The sequence below is a fragment of the Sporosarcina sp. P20a genome (genome assembly GCF_002743175.1).
Classification (GTDB): Bacteria; Bacillota; Bacilli; order Bacillales_A; family Planococcaceae; genus Sporosarcina.
In genome coordinates this window covers 1-15,949 of the sequence record NZ_PDYT01000028.1, presented here as the reverse complement: position 1 = coordinate 15,949, position 15,949 = coordinate 1, and the positions used below count along the sequence as shown (strand labels likewise).

At 37.6% G+C, this 15,949-nt stretch carries 19 protein-coding genes and 1 pseudogene; 18 read left to right on the top strand and 2 right to left on the bottom strand.

The genetic code is table 11. The features are described 5' to 3' along the window. The first annotated feature begins 1 nt into the window (after position 1). The 10 genes and pseudogenes from CSV72_RS15215 to CSV72_RS17070 form a co-directional block, all read left to right on the top strand. The gene (locus CSV72_RS15215) at positions 2–217 is read left to right on the top strand and encodes a biotin/lipoyl-binding carrier protein (RefSeq protein WP_099635576.1); all 216 of its coding nucleotides are present in this window, start codon (positions 2–4) and stop codon (positions 215–217) included. Positions 218–238: 21 nt separating this feature from the next. Next, the gene (locus CSV72_RS15210) at positions 239–1,615 is read left to right on the top strand and encodes an acyclic terpene utilization AtuA family protein (RefSeq protein WP_099679061.1); all 1,377 of its coding nucleotides are present in this window, start codon (positions 239–241) and stop codon (positions 1,613–1,615) included. Beyond that, the gene (locus CSV72_RS15205; protein WP_099679060.1) at positions 1,608–1,973 is read left to right on the top strand and encodes an AtuA-related protein; all 366 of its coding nucleotides are present in this window, start codon (positions 1,608–1,610) and stop codon (positions 1,971–1,973) included. The genes CSV72_RS15210 and CSV72_RS15205 overlap by 8 nt, the downstream gene beginning before the upstream one ends. Before the next feature lie 2 nt (positions 1,974–1,975). Beyond that, positions 1,976–3,124 carry an acyl-CoA dehydrogenase family protein gene (locus tag CSV72_RS15200; RefSeq protein WP_099679059.1) on the top strand — a complete coding sequence of 383 codons (1,149 nt, stop codon included), beginning with the start codon at positions 1,976–1,978 and terminating at the stop codon, positions 3,122–3,124. A 24-nt stretch (positions 3,125–3,148) separates the two neighbouring features. Continuing rightward, positions 3,149–4,297, top strand: a complete 1,149-nt coding sequence (locus CSV72_RS15195) for an acyl-CoA dehydrogenase family protein (RefSeq protein WP_099679058.1) — start codon at positions 3,149–3,151, stop codon at positions 4,295–4,297. 21 nt (positions 4,298–4,318) lie between these two features. Continuing rightward, on the top strand, positions 4,319–5,881 hold the full coding sequence (locus CSV72_RS15190; RefSeq protein ID WP_099679057.1) for an AMP-binding protein: 1,563 nt from the start codon (positions 4,319–4,321) through the stop codon (positions 5,879–5,881). Between the two features lie 21 nt (positions 5,882–5,902). Further along, positions 5,903–6,100 carry an AMP-binding enzyme gene (locus CSV72_RS17295; RefSeq protein ID WP_099679056.1) on the top strand — a complete coding sequence of 66 codons (198 nt, stop codon included), beginning with the start codon at positions 5,903–5,905 and terminating at the stop codon, positions 6,098–6,100. 15 nt (positions 6,101–6,115) lie between these two features. Next, entirely contained in the window at positions 6,116–6,556 is a 441-nt protein-coding gene (locus CSV72_RS15180) for a MaoC/PaaZ C-terminal domain-containing protein (protein ID WP_099679055.1), read from the top strand. A gap of 279 nt (positions 6,557–6,835) precedes the next feature. Further along, a complete protein-coding gene (locus CSV72_RS15175; RefSeq protein WP_099679054.1) occupies positions 6,836–8,407 on the top strand; it encodes a class I adenylate-forming enzyme family protein in 1,572 nt (523 codons plus the stop codon). Between the two features lie 156 nt (positions 8,408–8,563). After that, positions 8,564–8,707 (top strand): annotated as a pseudogene (locus CSV72_RS17070) (chemotaxis protein CheV); the annotation flags it as partial. A 96-nt stretch (positions 8,708–8,803) separates the two neighbouring features. Here the strand turns inward: CSV72_RS17070 and CSV72_RS15165 are convergent. Together CSV72_RS15165 and CSV72_RS16795 are read right to left on the bottom strand one after the other, a co-directional pair. Continuing rightward, complete coding sequence (locus CSV72_RS15165) at positions 8,804–8,983, bottom strand: hypothetical protein (RefSeq protein WP_099679053.1); 180 nt, start codon at positions 8,981–8,983, stop codon at positions 8,804–8,806. 70 nt (positions 8,984–9,053) lie between these two features. Beyond that, entirely contained in the window at positions 9,054–9,230 is a 177-nt protein-coding gene (locus CSV72_RS16795; protein WP_158232237.1) for a hypothetical protein, read from the bottom strand. A 218-nt stretch (positions 9,231–9,448) separates the two neighbouring features. On the opposite strand from CSV72_RS16795, the gene CSV72_RS15160 reads away from it, so the two are divergent. From CSV72_RS15160 to CSV72_RS15125, 8 genes are all read left to right on the top strand, one after another. Further along, positions 9,449–11,710, top strand: a complete 2,262-nt coding sequence (locus tag CSV72_RS15160; protein WP_158232236.1) for a sensor histidine kinase — start codon at positions 9,449–9,451, stop codon at positions 11,708–11,710. Positions 11,711–11,918: 208 nt separating this feature from the next. Beyond that, on the top strand, positions 11,919–12,410 hold the full coding sequence (locus CSV72_RS15155) for a hypothetical protein (RefSeq protein ID WP_158232235.1): 492 nt from the start codon (positions 11,919–11,921) through the stop codon (positions 12,408–12,410). A 129-nt stretch (positions 12,411–12,539) separates the two neighbouring features. Further along, entirely contained in the window at positions 12,540–13,133 is a 594-nt protein-coding gene (locus tag CSV72_RS15150) for a hypothetical protein (protein WP_099679050.1), read from the top strand. A 357-nt stretch (positions 13,134–13,490) separates the two neighbouring features. Then, the gene (locus CSV72_RS16940) at positions 13,491–13,667 is read left to right on the top strand and encodes a hypothetical protein (protein WP_199170120.1); all 177 of its coding nucleotides are present in this window, start codon (positions 13,491–13,493) and stop codon (positions 13,665–13,667) included. A gap of 46 nt (positions 13,668–13,713) precedes the next feature. After that, entirely contained in the window at positions 13,714–13,923 is a 210-nt protein-coding gene (locus CSV72_RS15140; protein WP_099679048.1) for a hypothetical protein, read from the top strand. 96 nt (positions 13,924–14,019) lie between these two features. Beyond that, entirely contained in the window at positions 14,020–14,571 is a 552-nt protein-coding gene (locus tag CSV72_RS15135) for a hypothetical protein (RefSeq protein WP_099679047.1), read from the top strand. 129 nt (positions 14,572–14,700) lie between these two features. Continuing rightward, on the top strand, positions 14,701–15,306 hold the full coding sequence (locus CSV72_RS15130; RefSeq protein WP_099679046.1) for a hypothetical protein: 606 nt from the start codon (positions 14,701–14,703) through the stop codon (positions 15,304–15,306). 180 nt (positions 15,307–15,486) lie between these two features. Further along, positions 15,487–15,708 carry a hypothetical protein gene (locus CSV72_RS15125; RefSeq protein ID WP_233191323.1) on the top strand — a complete coding sequence of 74 codons (222 nt, stop codon included), beginning with the start codon at positions 15,487–15,489 and terminating at the stop codon, positions 15,706–15,708. The last annotated feature ends 241 nt before the right edge of the window (positions 15,709–15,949 follow it).

Genomic DNA, 15,949 nt, shown 5'->3' with positions numbered 1-15,949 from the left:
TATGATAGAAATACCATCACCAATGGGTGGTAGTGTCTGGAAGACTGAAGTCCAAGTAGGAGAAGCAGTGGCGGTTGGGAAAGTTCTAATAATTTTAGAGTCAATGAAAATGGAAATTCCGATTGAAGCAACAGAAGCGGGTACTGTGAAAGAAATAAAAGTAGCAGAAGGCGACTTCGTACAAGAAGGCGATACTGTGATCACTATTGAAACCTGAAAAATAAGGAGGTTATATAAGATGAAAACGGTTCGAGTCGGTGCGGCACAAGGTTTTTATGGAGACACAATAGAGCCAGCTGTTGCTACAGCTAAATACGGTAATGTAGATTATCTGAGTTTTGATTGTTTGGCAGAATTAACAATGGCTATACTCGTAAAAGATAAGCAGAAAGATGAAAGTTTTGGCTATACACGGGATATTACAACATCTATGAAAGCCTTACTTCCTTATGTAAAAGAACAAGGAATCAAGTTGTTGACGAACGCGGGTGGGGTTAATCCGCTTGGTGCCCAAAAAGAAATTATTCGTGTCGCAAAAGAGCTGGAAATGGATGATTTAAAAGTGGCAGTTGTTACGGGCGACAATTTATTTGATCAGATGGATAGTTTACTATCTAAAGGTGTCCTATTTGATCATATGGAAACTGGAGAATCCATTAGTGAAGTGCAAGCTAAGCTAATGTTTGCAAACGCATACCTTGGTTCAATGCCGATTGTTGAAGCGCTAAAACAAGGTGCCGATATTGTAGTTACGGGTAGAACAACTGACACAGCACAATTTTTGGCACCATTAATTTATGAGTATGGTTGGTCAGAAGACGATTGGGATCGACTTGCAAGTGGTATTTTTATGGGGCATTTATTGGAATGTTCCGCTCAATCGACAGGTGGAAACTTCAGTGGTGACTGGGATCAGATTGAAGGCATGGAGAAGATCGGTTATCCGATAGCGGAAATGAGTGACAGTGGAGATTTCATTATGACGAAGGTAGAAGAGCGTGGCGGACGTGTATCCGTAGACACAGTGAAAGAGCAAATGCTGTATGAGATACATGATCCTTCAGCATATGTAACGCCTGATGTCATTGTCGATCTAACGCAAGTGAAGCTCGAACAAGTTGGAGAGAATCGCGTTCAAGTGAGTGGTGTTAAAGGGAATCCTAAACCAGACAACTTAAAGGTTGTGATGGGTTATGAGGATGGGTATATGGGGCAAGTACTTGTTGGCTATTCATGGCCGGATGCTTTGAAAAAGGCCAGAAAATCAGATGAAATCATACGCCAACAAATTAGCGAAAATGGGTTAACGTACGATGAAATACAGACGAGTTACTTGGGCTATGATTCGATACACGGTCCACTGGCAAGTGAGCCTAGTGAAGATTTGAACGAAGTGTATTTGCGAATGGCAGTACGAGGAAAAACGAAAAGGGATGTACTGCAGTTAAATCGTTTAATTCCTCCTTTATTCCTTAATGGTCCTCCGTCAGCAGGCGGATTCTACGGAAATATTCCACCAAGACAGTTGCTTGGTATGTGGGCAACGCTCATTCCGAGAGAGCTGGTAGAAAGCCAAGTGAAGGTCATAGTGGAGGAGGTGGGGACGTATGTCTAAAATTTTGTTGAAAGATATTGCACAAGCGCGATCTGGAGATAAAGGCAATACAGTTAACATCGGATTATTTGCTCCAAGTAGAGAGTTGTATGAAATTTTTGATCAACAAGTTACAGCAGAAAAAGTGAAAGAGCACTTTCAAGAATTGATTGCAGGAGAAGTGATCCGCTATGAAGTGCCAACTATAAACGCTTATAACTTCATATTAACGGGAGCTTTGAATGGCGGCGGTTCAAGATCTATCCGGATCGATAGTCTTGGAAAGTGTTTCGGTGCAAATTTACTGCGAATGGAAATAGAAGTTCCAGAAGATGTGCTGAAAATATCTAATCAAACAGTTAATAAAGCGGGGGTGTAAGTATGATATATGAACCTTATTTTACGGAAGAGCACGAACAGTTACGCAAAGTCATTCGAAATTTCGTCGAGAAAGAAGTGAAACCGTTCGTAGAAGAGTGGGAAGAGGCCGGGGAATTCCCAATAGAAATAATAAAAAGAATGGGAGACTTAGGTTTTCTTGGACTTCGTTATCCTAAAGAACTCGGAGGTCAAGGCGGAGATTACTTTACATCTATCGTATTTGCGGAGGAACTTGCTAAGTGTGGTTGTGGCGGATTTCCGATGGCCGTCGCCGTTCAAACGGATATGGCTATACCCCCAATTGCGGAATTTGGCAATGACGATCAAAAGAAACGATTTTTCATTCCAGCTGTTAAAGGGGATAAGCTTGCTGCAATTGGGATTTCTGAACCGAATCATGGTTCCGACGTGGCTTCTATTGAAACGCGAGGGCGAAAGCAAGGCAATGAGTGGATTATAAATGGTACAAAAATGTATATTACAAACGGTTCGCGTGCAGATTTCGTTACGCTTGTCACAAGAACATCAGACGAACCAGGTTATAAAGGACTCAGTCTAATCTTAGTAGATCTTGATAGCCCGGGGGTTTCTATCAGTAAAAGATTAGACAAAGTAGGTATGCGTTCTTCGGATACGGCTGAAATAATATTTGATAATGTCAGTGTGCCGGAAGCAAACTTGCTTGGAGAAGAAGGAAAAGGTTTCTCGTATATTATGTGGGAACTGCAAGGAGAGCGACTGATTTCAGCAGCAGCTTCGATCGGGTTGGCCGAGTCTGCCTATGATCTAGCTTATGAATATGCAAAAACGAGAAAACAGTTTAATCATCCGATTGCTAATTTTCAAGTGATTTCTCATCTATTGGCTGAAATGAAAACGGAAATAGAAGTATGCAAAGAATTGACATATGCGACTGCGTACCGTTTTTCCAATGGCGAAGTACCGAGTAAGGAAATTTCAATGACAAAACTAGCAGCTGCACAAATGGCCCACTGGGTTGCGGATCGAGCATTGCAAATATTCGGTGGTAACGGATATATGGCAGATTACCCTATTGAGCGTATTTGGCGCGATTCAAGACTTAATCGTATTGGAGCAGGAGCAGATGAAGTGATGAAAGAAATCATCTCAAAACAAATGGGCTTATAAATCAGCGAAAAAGGAAGTGAGAAAATGACACACTGGATGTTTAATGAAGATCATAATATGTTTCGCAAATCAGTAAGTAGGTTTGTAGAAAAAGAGATTGTACCATTTGTTGAGGAATGGGAAAAAGCAGGCGAGGTTCCAAGAAGTCTTTTTGAACAAACGGGGGAGTTGGGATTTTTAGGGACTAAGTTTCCAGTCGAATATGGAGGAGCAGGGTCTGACCTTATTATGGATGCCGTTTTTATTGAAGAACTCATAAAATGTGGATCGGGCGGAGTAGGAGCTTCTATTGCTGCTCACATCGGTATAGCCATGACGCCGATTTGGAAGTTTGGTAATGATGAGCAGAAGAAAAAATACTTACAACCTGGTATTGAAGGAAAACAAATTGCTGCATTAGGGATCACCGAGCCAAATGCAGGTAGTGATGTTTCCTCACTAGTTACAAAAGCTGTTGATAAAGGTGATCATTATGTATTGAATGGATCAAAAACCTTTATTACAAATGGAGCTAACGCCGACTATGTAGTGGTTGCTGCAAAAACTTCCGATGAACCAGGACATAAAAATATGAGTCTATTCATCGTAGAAAGTGATTGGGAAGGTTTTTTTGTCGGAAAGAAACTTAGCAAGTTAGGATGGCGGGCATCCGATACAAGCGAGCTCTATTTTGACAATGTAAAAGTTCCCAAAGAGAATTTGATTGGCAATCTTAATGAAGGATTCAAGTATATTATGATCAATTTCCAATGGGAGAGATTGACGATGGCGCTTTCTAGTATCGCATTAGCTGAAAAGGCATTGGAAGATGCTATTCGTTACAGTAAAGAACGAATCCAATTTGGAGGACCGCTAGTTCAATTCCAAGTGCTTCGACACAAGATGGTCGATATGGCTGTGGATATTGAGAAGGCCAGAAACATAACGTATCGGGCAGTTTACCAAATTAACGTAGGTCATGATGTCACAACAGAGGCAACGATGGCAAAAGCATATGCGGCCGAAATGGTGAGTAGAGTATGTGACCAGGCGCTTCAAATCCATGGTGGGAGTGGCTATATGATGGAGTATCCTGTTCAGCGCTATTGGCGAGATGCGAGACTTCAGTCCATTGGTGGCGGAACAACGCAAATCATGAATGAGATTTTAACGAAAAGACTGAAAATAAATTAACCATTACGAGGGGGAAATATTATGATGGATGAAATTTCGGTAATTAACCGTGTTGCAATAGGTGATATTATTCGTAGATCTGCAAGTCGTTATGGTGGTAAGACAGCTCTCGTAGAAGGTGACAAAGAACTTACGTATCGAGAGCTAGATGATGCGTGCAATAGTTTCGCTAACTATTTAATTGAAAACGGTTACAAAAAGAACGATACTATTGCAACTATGTGTACCAACTCGATCGAACACGTAATAGCAATGTATGGTATTCAAAAAGCGGGTCTAATATGGGTGCCGATAAATCCAGGCCTATCTCCTAAAGAAAGAAGATATATTTTGAATAAAGCAGACGTCAAGATGACGATTATTGACAATGAAATATTACAGGTCGATCCTTCGAATTTTGCGGGTGATCAACTATTGATAGTCAATAAAGAAGAGGGAGCGCTTGGAAATTCCTTTAATGAAGCTCTTGTCGGTCAGTCTAGCGAAGAACCAGATGTTGATATTAAGGACCGCGACATAGCACAAATTATGTTTACAAGCGGTACGACGAGTGATCCAAAAGGTGTTCGTATTAGCCATTTAGCCGTCTACTTTACTAGTTTAAGTAACATTATTGACGTTGGTATAAATAAGGATGATGTTCAAGTAGCAGTGTTGCCAATGTTTCATTGTGCCCAGCACTCATTTTTAACATCGTTCCTAACCATTGGTGCAAAGATTACTATTGTTAAAAAGTTCGAACCGGAGAACTTTATGCAAGTAATTGATAAGCAAAGAGCTACATTTTTACTTGCATTACCGATCATCTATCGAGCAATTATTCATCATCCCAATCGAAGTAAATATGATATTTCATCTTTAAAAACATGTATGTATGCGATGGCACCAATGGATAGAAATACATTGGAAAAAGGTATAAATGAGCTTGGGGCAGATTTCTTACTGGGCACTGGGCAAACCGAAATATATCCAGCTACAATGCTATTTAAACCAGAAGAGCAGCTGAAAAGATTTGGTTCATATTGGGGAACGACGGCAATTCTTAACGATACAGTAGTGATGAATGATGAAGGTGAAATCTTGCCTAAAGGTGAAACTGGAGAAATCGTGCATCGCGGTCCAAATGTCATGAACAGTTACTTGGATAACGAGGAAGAAACGAAAGCAAGTCGTTTGTTCGGCTGGCATCATACAGGAGATTTAGGATGTTGGGATGAAGATGGGCAAATGGTATTTGTAGACCGGAAAAAGGATATCATCAAAACGGGTGGAGAAAATGTAGCCTCCATCAAAGTGGAGCAAACACTATTAAATTATGAGGGAATTGAAAATGTAACGGTTGTAGGTATTCCCAATGAACAGTGGCACGAAGCGGTAACTGCTTTTGTTGTAACTAAAAAGGGAGCCAACATTACTGAACAAGAAATTATCGATTATTCCAAAGAGCATCTTGGTGGATTCCAAGTTCCTAAAAAAATTGTATTTATAGATACGATCCCGATGACGACGATCGGGAAAGTCCAAAAGCAAATATTACGGGAAGAATACGCAACACTATATACGGAAGTAGACAGTGTTAACTAATAATGAAAGTAGGAAGAATCCATTAAAGCAGTTATTACTTTGAAAAATACAAGCGAACATATAAGTCTTCAAGACGTTCGTGACTTTTGCGAAGAAAAGCTTGCTCATCTTAAAATTCCGAAGCAAATCGAACTTGTTGATGAATTGCCAAGAAATACTACGGGAAAGATATTTAAGACTGTTTTACGCTCCGAGACGATTGAAAATACAATTAATTGATGGAGGCAGATTAACATGTTTAATAAAAAGTTTGAGCATTTTGAAGTCGGTGAAACATGGAGTTCCAGAGGTCGTACGATTACTGAGTCGGATCTTGTGATGTTTTCCGCATTTAGTGGAGATTGGCATCCGCTTCATACAGATAAGGAGTATGCAGAAAATAATACGCCATTTAAACAAAGAATTGCACATGGCATGCTCGTGTTATCAGCTGCTACCGGACTCCAAATAATGGAGCCGGAAATCATTGTCGCTTTTTATGGAATTGATCATCTCAGATTTATACAGCCGACATTCATTAATGACACGATACACGTTGAATTGGAAGTAACGGAGTTAGCAGATAAGGAAAATGGTACTGGAGTTGTAACTGCAATTCAAAAAATTATTAAACAAACGGGTGAACCCGTGACGACAGGTGTCTTGAAAGTGCTTATTAACAAAGAGAAGCGGTGAATAAGGTGGAGCTGTGATTGAAGAAGATGGAAGACATATAAGCCATAAATAAAATAAGAAGACCATCAGCCTAACACACAACAAAAGAGGCAGTAATCTGTTTGCAAAGTTTACCTACGGAGCTGGTATTTCATAAAGAGTATAAGTACCTAGAGAAAGTATTTAAGAGCGACGATGCAAAGGAAGGTTTGAAAGTGTTTTCAGAGAAACGAATGCCTCGTTTTATTGGTTACTAAATATATTAGATAAAGGCTTATAAATCAATTTGGGGGTCATTAGATGGTAACGATAAACGAAACATTACTTAGCGCAGTCAATACTTATCCAGATAAGGTGTTTTTGCAGGATGGCTCGAAAAGTCTTACCTATAAGCAATTAGATGAAGTCACAGATCGGTTGGCTTCAGCATTTTTAGAAGAAGGGTTAACTAGGGGAGACCATATCGCGATTCTTGCTTTAAACCAAATAGAATGGCTTATTTCATATTTTGCTGCAGCGAAGATTGGTGTCGGGGCTGTCGCCTTAAGTGTTAGATACAGGGCTCCTGAATTAGAATATATGATCAATCACTCTGAGGTAAAAGCAATCGTATCCATAGATAAGATTCCAGACTTTAATTTTTCGGACTTTTTCTTAGACTTCCAATCGAAAATCCCGTCTGTTGAAAAATATATCTTTATCGGTGAAGGATTTGAAGGTAGTTCTTCTTATTCTGAATTACTTGAAAGAAATCCAAATAACGAAAAATTGAACGCGTGTAAAAAAGAAGTGAACCCAGAGGATCTTGCAATTATGATTTACACTTCCGGAACCACAGGAAAGCCGAAAGGATCCATGATTACTCATCGAAGTATATTAGCTTCAGCACGTGCACAGGTCAATCATTTTCAAGTAAGGGAAGATGATATAACTATTCAATGTCTTCCACTTAACCATGTAGGTGGAATTACTTGTCAGGTTACGGCGACACTGATTAGTAAAGGAACAGCTATTTTAATTCCGGAGTTTCGTCCTGAATATGTGTTGACGGCTATACAAGCACATAAAGCCACAATTTTTGGCGGTGTTCCTACAATGTATTTAATGTTACTTTCCTATAATGAATTTTTCAGATATGATTTGAGTTCTTTGAGGATTAGCGTTGTAGGTGGATCTAATGTCGAACCTGTATTGTGTAATGAAATCATGAGGAAGATCCCGAATACAAAATTACTGGGCTTATACGGGTTAAGTGAAAGCTCGGGCGCGTGTATTTTATCAAGGACAACCGATTCGATAGAGAAGGTCCAAACAACACTCGGTGTGTTAATTGGAGACTTTATAGCTAAAGTTGTGGATGAGAATCAACAAGAGGTCGGGATTGGTGAAATGGGTGAATTAGTAGTTAAAGGTGACTGTGTCGCAAAAGGTTATTATAGGGATGTAGAAAGTACGAAAGAAGCCTTTGCAGAAGATGGTTGGTTGTACACGGGTGATCTAGTTACAATTGATGCGGAAGGTTATATAAGTTTTAAAGGAAGGAAAAAAGAAGTTTATATTCAAGGTGGATTTAATGTGCTTCCAGTAGAGATTGAAAATGTGCTAACGATGCATCCAGATATTTCGAATGCAGCAGGCATTGGTGTTCCCCATTCGTTTTACGGTGAGATTGGTCGGTACTACATTGTTTTGAACGTTGGAATAGAACTAACAGAGGCGGAATTAATAGCTTATTGCCGTAAACATCTTGCCGATTACAAAATACCGAAGCAGTTTGTTTTCGTGGATGAATTGCCTATGACCCCAGCTGGAAAAATTCAAAAGTCTAAACTTAAAGAAATGTATTTGACAACTAGCGATTCACGTAATTGATCCTAACTTTAACGCGAAAAAAATCTGCAGTCATGGGCCAATTTCTATAAAAGCAATAAAAGAGGTAGTTATACGTATACCTCATTTTATTGGCTACTAAACAGGTTATACAAACTGCGTTCCTTATCTAGAGGAATCTTGTAAGCGAATTCCCAACTTACCGGACTGCCGATTATTATCTTCTCTTCACTCATCACAGATGACCTGAAGCATAAAGGGGACAGTGTCGGAGCGGACGATCAAGTGAGTAAGCCGGAAATCGCAGAACTGGTATTGAAGATCGATAAGTATATATTGTAAGAATGAAAGACTTCCGTTTGATACGGGGGTCTTTTTTTTTATGTGCAGAGTAAAACACGCCACTTTCCAGTACTGGAAAGTGGCGTGTTGAGGATGTTATTTATCGTTGTCTCTTTTCACTTTATCGTCTATCGGAACATATTCTCCCTTAAGTCCATCTTTCTCGATGTCGTAGTACTTGTCTGCACCTACTCCACCTTCATCAATCATTCTTGAAATACCTTTCGTGCGCATTTCATGTTCTTTAACAATTCTTTTACGATCGTCCTTAGTCATGTTTGTCTCCACCTTTTATTAAAATGTATTTTTCAGGATAAATGTGTAACTTTGCAAATGTATATACGTGTTAATTATTCTTCGTTGATTTGCCTTCGGGTACTTCGATGACTTTTTCTGCTGGCGGCACTTTTTTTATATCATAATACTTATCCGCGCCCATCCCGCCTTCACCGATCATTTCGGAAATCTCTCTCGTGCGCATTTCGTTTGTCTTCATAATTTCTTTTCTGTCGTCTTTAGCCATTTTTAATTCCTCCTTTAAAATAAAATACGCTTTTACTCTTTGGGGAAATAGAATGTGTGACTGTACTCTGTGTTGAATCTTCTCTTCTATTTTAACACAAATACGTCAAGGATTGGTGAAATGGAAGCACTCCACTAGAATATTAACAGAAGATTGTGTTACCAGAAGACAATGGAGTGATAGTAATGATATATTTAAAGGGAAATGGAGTGCTTATGATGAACACTGTACAGAGAAAAAAGAGTATTCCTCATATATATGTTAAAAACAATGAAATCTCTAACGTAAGTGATGGATTCCTAGAGTTAACTGGATACGAGGAAAGGGACTTCGTCGGATTATCCCTAATAGATTTAGGAGTATTACTAAAATCTGAACATCAACTATCCATCCAAGCTATTGAAGATGTAGCACGTGGCTATATTTATACTCATGATTTATTGCCGAAGGAAGTGGCAATAAGCGTCAGTACGCTGGATTCTGGTGTTGAATTATATTATTTCGAGAACTTGGAAAGTCCTTCATTGTATTTCACGTTGGATAATTTCGGTAGCGCAGCAGCCAATAAAAATGGTTCTGTCGCGATTTTTAGCTATCCCGAAGGAATTCTTCTGCAGCATGATGAGAACTATATAGATGTCTTATCGTCGATGAATAGTAATTCCGACAACGTATTAGGTAATCACGCTGAATTTCCAGCCGCCATCATGGATGTACTTTCTAAGGGCGTGTCCCTTCATGAATTTGAAGTAGAGGCTGTCGGGGATGGGGGAATGGCGACGTATTGGGATATCAATATAAAAATGATTAACGGAGAACGGGATCGCCAATTTACCGTCATTTCCTTTTATGATGTAACGGAGAGGGCCAATATGAGAAAGTGTTCCGAAAAACAGCATGCAGATGTGGAACTGGTTCTGGGGAATATGTCAGATGCGATTAATATTTTGGATAAGGACGGAAACTACGTGTATGTAAACAATACGGGCAAAGACTTCCTATCACGATATCTACCGTTGCATAGCACGAATGTACAATCAGTTTCTAGTAAAGTAATATGTGAGGCGCGTGAATTAAATGATGTAAATGGGGAAAGGATACTGTTTGAAAATACCCCTGAACAGCGAGTATTACGTGGTGAAAGATTAAGCAATCATAAAATTATTGAAACGAGCGAATGGCCTACGACGTATTATTCATGTGAAGGCCTACCCCTTTATGACAAGCAAGGAAATATAGACGGCGGTATTCTGATTTACAAAAATATAGAGCTTAATCATAAAGTCGCAGAATATCAAGCGCTACGGGATAACATGAACATATCCCCTATTTTTTATGTATCCTTTTCTCCGGATGACTATAAAATCAATTATATTAATCAGCATACCTTCCATTTTTTAAAGAAACAACGGGAAAATATCTCTACAGAACTAGATATAATCGGGAGATCTCTTTTTTATTTCTATAGAGTAGATAATTTACAAGGCGTGAAAAATGGAATTCAGACTTCTATAGAAACTAAAAGTCCTTTTGTACACAAACATCAAGCCATGTTAGGTGGAGTGGTGAAGTACACAAAAACCATATTCCATCCTATATATACTTGTGACAATATAGTAGAGAAGATTGTCGCGATAGGGTTTGATATTTCAGATGAGGAAATCGCAAAAGAAAACATGGAGAAACTACTCACAATGCAAGAAGAAATCTTCATTAATATATCTCATGAACTAAAAACACCGTTAAGTGTCATATTCAGTAGCGCACAATTATTGAACTTGTATTTGGAAAATGATTCTCTCGAAGAATATAGGGAAGAAATACTCAATATCAATAAGGCGACGATACAAAATTATTATCGACTCATAAAATTGGTGAATAATATTTTGGACATTTCCAAGTTGGAATCGGAAGTGTATGAATTGGTCACATACAATCATAATATAGTAGAGATTATTGACGAGATTGTAGAATCGGTTTCAGACTATACGAAGTCTCAAGATATTCAACTCCTGTTTGACCCCGATGTGGAGGAGGTAATTATGGCATTGGATGTCTATAAATTCGACAGGATTCTACTCAACCTAATTTCAAATGCAATTAAATTTTCTGCAATAGGTAAACAGATACTAGTGAAATTGGCAGTAACCGACCACCATACTGTCAGGATCTCCGTCATTGACGAAGGAATCGGGATCGAGGAAAAAGATTTACAGGAAATCTTTAAAAAGTTCATCCAATTAAATCAGAATTTCAATCGTCTATCTGAAGGCACAGGACTTGGTTTACCTTTAGCAAAATCTTTAGCTGAACTACATGGCGGCACACTGCATGTTGAAAGTGTTTTCGGTGCGGGCAGTACATTTATTGTTGAACTACCCATCAAGAATTCTACCCATAACGGAAGTGTATATGAGCTAAATAGTGAAATGGATAGGGCGGAGAGAGTGAGATACGAATTCTCAGATATTTATTTCTAGAAGAATTTGTTTTTTTTAATAGCTTTAGATTCTTTAGTAATGAGTCTGTTTTCTATACTCTAGAATGTATAAAATATCATCGCTAATGATTAAGTTAATTTCATGAACAGGGGCAATTCTTTAACGAGGATTGCCCCTTTTTCAGCTACAGGAAAAATTTTGAAAGAGCGAAACGAAAGCAAGAGCTGATTCATCTAAATTTCAAGGGGTGGAAACCAAAATTTTACTATTTGGAAAGGATGAAAAAGTGAAATTCAAATTCATCATGATAATTTTATCATTTGGTCTTTTACTTACGGGGTGTACCGAAAGTAGTCAAAGCGTCGTTAACAGTCCGGAAGATGCTTTAAAATCAATAGAGAGTGGGAACGAAGATAGAGAAATACATGTGTATGGTTCATATAAAGTTAGCGAAGAATTGGAGTTACTTATTTTTAGGGGTGTAATGAATGATCAGGATATTTGGGTAGCTGACGTTCATAAAGTGGACGGTCAATGGGTAGCTAAAGGAATCGTTCAAATGAATGGACCCTTTAAGGAAAGTGGTGACATTCAAACTCTGCTTCTACGTGACGAATTTGGACTTCCTTTGGATTATGAATTGGGGTATATCAAAAGCAATGTACCCGTCCCTGAGGATTTACATGTGTTTGAGATCGAAGGGATTTCTGACTGGAAAATATGGATTAAAGAAATTTAAATAACATTGAAACGAATAGGTAGTAAACGGTTTTGATAAACGAATACGATCCATGCTGCGGTCAGGACGAAATATACTATAACCATCTGAATAAACAAGTGAAATAGTGTGAAGATAAAGGGGATTTATATGAACACAAAACGTAAAAGGAAGGTATGGGGGATAGGTTTCGGAGTATTTATTGTACTTGGTATAGCTTTCATATCTTGGTATTATCCATTATCGCCTTTGAGCATCCATCAAAGCTTTACCTATCATCCTAGTTCGGAAACGCATAATGGCAAAACCTACGAAGAAGAGGTTGGTCAGTTTAAAGCCGCCTATGAGAAAGATCTAGATAAGGATGTAAAAAGTGAAAATCACAATCCTACGGTAAATCGAACTCAATATATTCTTCCAACTTTTGAACAACAATGGTTGCTTGGGACCGAATCCAAAACAATTGATAAAGATCAACTGGATCAAATACTTCTCGATGTACAACAGGCAAGAAATACCCTGTTAAGCCTTGTTTCTGAAGGAGATTATTCCAGAGAAGAAAGAGTATACCTGGTGGATAGCATAAATGCATTCCTTGAATTGGAAGATAGTGTTAGAATGATAAGAAACGGAAAGTATTTTTCCAGAAGCGATTTGCAAAAAATGTTAGGTACTGTACGTGGAGATTTTCGAGCAAGTTTTAATCACTATACCACCGTTTTTTATGATGTATCTCACAAGTGAGAGTACGAAGCAATCGGCCAGGTTAAAGAATTTCTTTTATATAAATGGAGCAGAAGGTGTATGAGTAGTGGAAATCTTTAAACAAAGAATTAAATCAAGCTTTTTTTATGTAATCATATTTTTGGCAATCTATATTCCGTATAATTTTATAGCATATAATGCCTTGATTGAAAAAGAGGTTTTGATGTTAGTGGTTCCAATGGGGCTGATATATAATTTTATTATAATTCCATATATAGTAAATGAACGATCCGAAAAAAGCTGTGAATAGGATAGAAAATCACTCTATTTGGGAAAATTTTTTTAATAAGATTTGTGCTTTAAGCGGGCCAATTAATCTACTTGGGGGCGTTATTATTGAGAAGAGGAAGTATAGGCATGGCTTTATTTACAGGTGCATTTGTACTGAGAGTCATGCTTGTTATGGAGTATTTAATCCCCAATATCCATACGATAATAAAGATTATCGTTGTTGGTTTATCAGCTATGATAGGTGGCATGATCGGCAATAAGTTTTTTCCCAATAGGCAGTAATATTGTGTAATTTGGCCATTTTATTAGAAAAAGATTGAAGTGATAGATGATGGCAGGTCAAGTTTTTGGGGTCGCTATTCTTGGGGTTATAGACTTATTTATAGTATATCTTGTGATTTTTACAGCTGTAAAGGATGGAATTGACAGGTCAGAGATTGGTAAGTTAATGAAAAAGAGGTATGGAGTTAAAGATGAAATTATAACGGTTAGTGATGATGAAATTGAAAAGGAATTAGAAGATGGATTTAAAAGTTAGAAATAGTGTATAAATAGTTTTGAAACGAGTATTCCTTGATCGGGGGCTAGTTGTTGAACAAAGGCTTTGCTTCAAACGGATCAAAGAGGTGTTGAAATGTTCATTATAAAAACTTATATATCAAATTATCTTCCCCACTTAGGATATATTACATCAAAAAAAGAAAAATTCTTACCTATTAACGATCATTTAGCTAAACAAGCTGCCCAAATGATTTTAAAAGATAATGAAGGGGATTACTTAGAAGGTTGTATTACTGCAACTTATAATTCTGAAGTTCTATTTACCAAAGACTTTGAAACGACTGATTTATTATTTACGTGGCAAACAATTATGCTTCCTCTATTGATTAATGAAATGAAAGATGATTTTAATATTATATTTCTAGATTCCTTGCTTAATATCGATGTTATAGAAAAAGACATTTTAATCTATTTAAGATTAGAAGATCCATCTGATATTTTAAATTATGATTTAAGTAAAGAAGTTAATATTCCTAAAAAATATTACGTAAAGGGAATAACTAAGGGATTTTTATTTTTTGCAAGTTTCTGTGTTAATAACGAATTAAAGTTCTGTGAAGAGAGTTCTTATCCTTCCTTTATTTCAGATTATCAAACATTACAATCTCAAATAGCCCTAAGTTAGTTCAAAATGTTAGTCTTTCAAAATAGGGTCATGATTGTGAATGACAGATTTGTGCAACTTCTATAGGTCTGTTCAAAGTGGCTGGATTTTTGAAATCAGCATTGGATTAAAAAACTTCGAGGTGTTTGTATGATAAAATTAAAACCTAAAATACTAGGCTTTATCGTTTTTATGTTCTTAGGCATATCCTTGGGTGTAATATCCAAATATTTAGATACTATCTCGATTGTAGATGGAAGTCGGTGGTTAGGTTCTCTGAGCTATTTGGGGGATTTGTTTACAAGATTAGGAATCTGGGTATTCATTGCAACATTTATCGCTGCATATAGCAGAACATTTGTTAGGTCTGCTATTAATACGTTCCTATTTTTTGCGGGAATGCTAATAAGCTATTATATTTATTCAGCTTATTTATTCGGATTTTTCCCGTCAAAATATTTTATACTTTGGGGTACAATAGCACTTGCCTCCCCTCTGTTTGCAATCATTGTATGGCAAGCTAAAAACAACGAGCGACTATCTTTTACCTTGCCGGCTTTACCTTTAGGATTAATGTTGAGTCTAGCTTTAGGGATGGGTTTGTTTTACGTTCATTTGAATTATGTGGAAGAATTAATTATGTATGTTATTTTGTGCGTAATGTTTTATAAAACCCCCAAACAAATAGTGATAACTATTATCCTTTCATTTGTAATTGGTTTTATTACTAAACAAATAAGTCCATTTCATTTTTGAATCAATAACGTTGTACATGTTAGGGAACAAGAAGTCTTCCGCAATCGGGGGCTAGTTTGTGAGATATGTTTGTTGTAGATCAACGAGTTTGAAAGACTATGCCATTAATGGGAGCGATTCTGGCATAAAGACAGTGCATCAAACGGGCTAGATTCAGAAAAAAGTAATGATTAGTGGGAGTTGAGTGAACTGGTTAAAACAGTAACTTTTTCATTTATCAGTAGTACATTCGAAGGTACTGAGGCAAGAGAGACATTTACTTTTGAAGAATTAGAGATTGATGAATGTCTGGAAGAAAAAGAATTAGGAGTTGAACTCGATCGAATTTATCAGGCGTGGATCTGGGATAAGATTAATGTATCGGGAAGTATCGTTATAGACGAACCCGATACATTTCAATAACGCCTGTCTTATAAACTGGGGAGGTTGCGGAAGAAGGACTGTTCCCGAATCGGGCGCGATTGCGTTACATGATTTATTCGTAGTAACTTAGTTGATCGGAGCGGAAACCGGCGACTCCCTCTTGAACAGACGATAGTGACAAGGTTTATCGAGCTTTTTAGATGAGTGAAAAATATTTTTTAGCTGGAGAGCTATCAAACATATTCCACGTAATACAACTTCGGTTAAAAAGTGGAAATGG

Bases quoted from the DNA above. Each gene is read 5' to 3' on its own strand.
- CSV72_RS15215 (WP_099635576.1), top strand. From the start codon at position 2: ATGATAGAAATACCATCACCAATGGGTGGTAGTGTCTGGAAGACTGAA.
- CSV72_RS15210 (WP_099679061.1), top strand. From the start codon at position 239: ATGAAAACGGTTCGAGTCGGTGCGGCACAAGGTTTTTATGGAGACACA.
- CSV72_RS15205 (WP_099679060.1), top strand. From the start codon at position 1,608: ATGTCTAAAATTTTGTTGAAAGATATTGCACAAGCGCGATCTGGAGAT.
- CSV72_RS15200 (WP_099679059.1), top strand. From the start codon at position 1,976: ATGATATATGAACCTTATTTTACGGAAGAGCACGAACAGTTACGCAAA.
- CSV72_RS15195 (WP_099679058.1), top strand. From the start codon at position 3,149: ATGACACACTGGATGTTTAATGAAGATCATAATATGTTTCGCAAATCA.
- CSV72_RS15190 (WP_099679057.1), top strand. From the start codon at position 4,319: ATGATGGATGAAATTTCGGTAATTAACCGTGTTGCAATAGGTGATATT.
- CSV72_RS15180 (WP_099679055.1), top strand. From the start codon at position 6,116: ATGTTTAATAAAAAGTTTGAGCATTTTGAAGTCGGTGAAACATGGAGT.
- CSV72_RS15175 (WP_099679054.1), top strand. From the start codon at position 6,836: ATGGTAACGATAAACGAAACATTACTTAGCGCAGTCAATACTTATCCA.
- CSV72_RS15165 (WP_099679053.1), bottom strand. From the start codon at position 8,983: ATGACTAAGGACGATCGTAAAAGAATTGTTAAAGAACATGAAATGCGC.
- CSV72_RS16795 (WP_158232237.1), bottom strand. From the start codon at position 9,230: ATGGCTAAAGACGACAGAAAAGAAATTATGAAGACAAACGAAATGCGC.
- CSV72_RS15160 (WP_158232236.1), top strand. From the start codon at position 9,449: ATGAACACTGTACAGAGAAAAAAGAGTATTCCTCATATATATGTTAAA.
- CSV72_RS15150 (WP_099679050.1), top strand. From the start codon at position 12,540: ATGAACACAAAACGTAAAAGGAAGGTATGGGGGATAGGTTTCGGAGTA.
- CSV72_RS15140 (WP_099679048.1), top strand. From the start codon at position 13,714: ATGATGGCAGGTCAAGTTTTTGGGGTCGCTATTCTTGGGGTTATAGAC.
- CSV72_RS15135 (WP_099679047.1), top strand. From the start codon at position 14,020: ATGTTCATTATAAAAACTTATATATCAAATTATCTTCCCCACTTAGGA.
- CSV72_RS15130 (WP_099679046.1), top strand. From the start codon at position 14,701: ATGATAAAATTAAAACCTAAAATACTAGGCTTTATCGTTTTTATGTTC.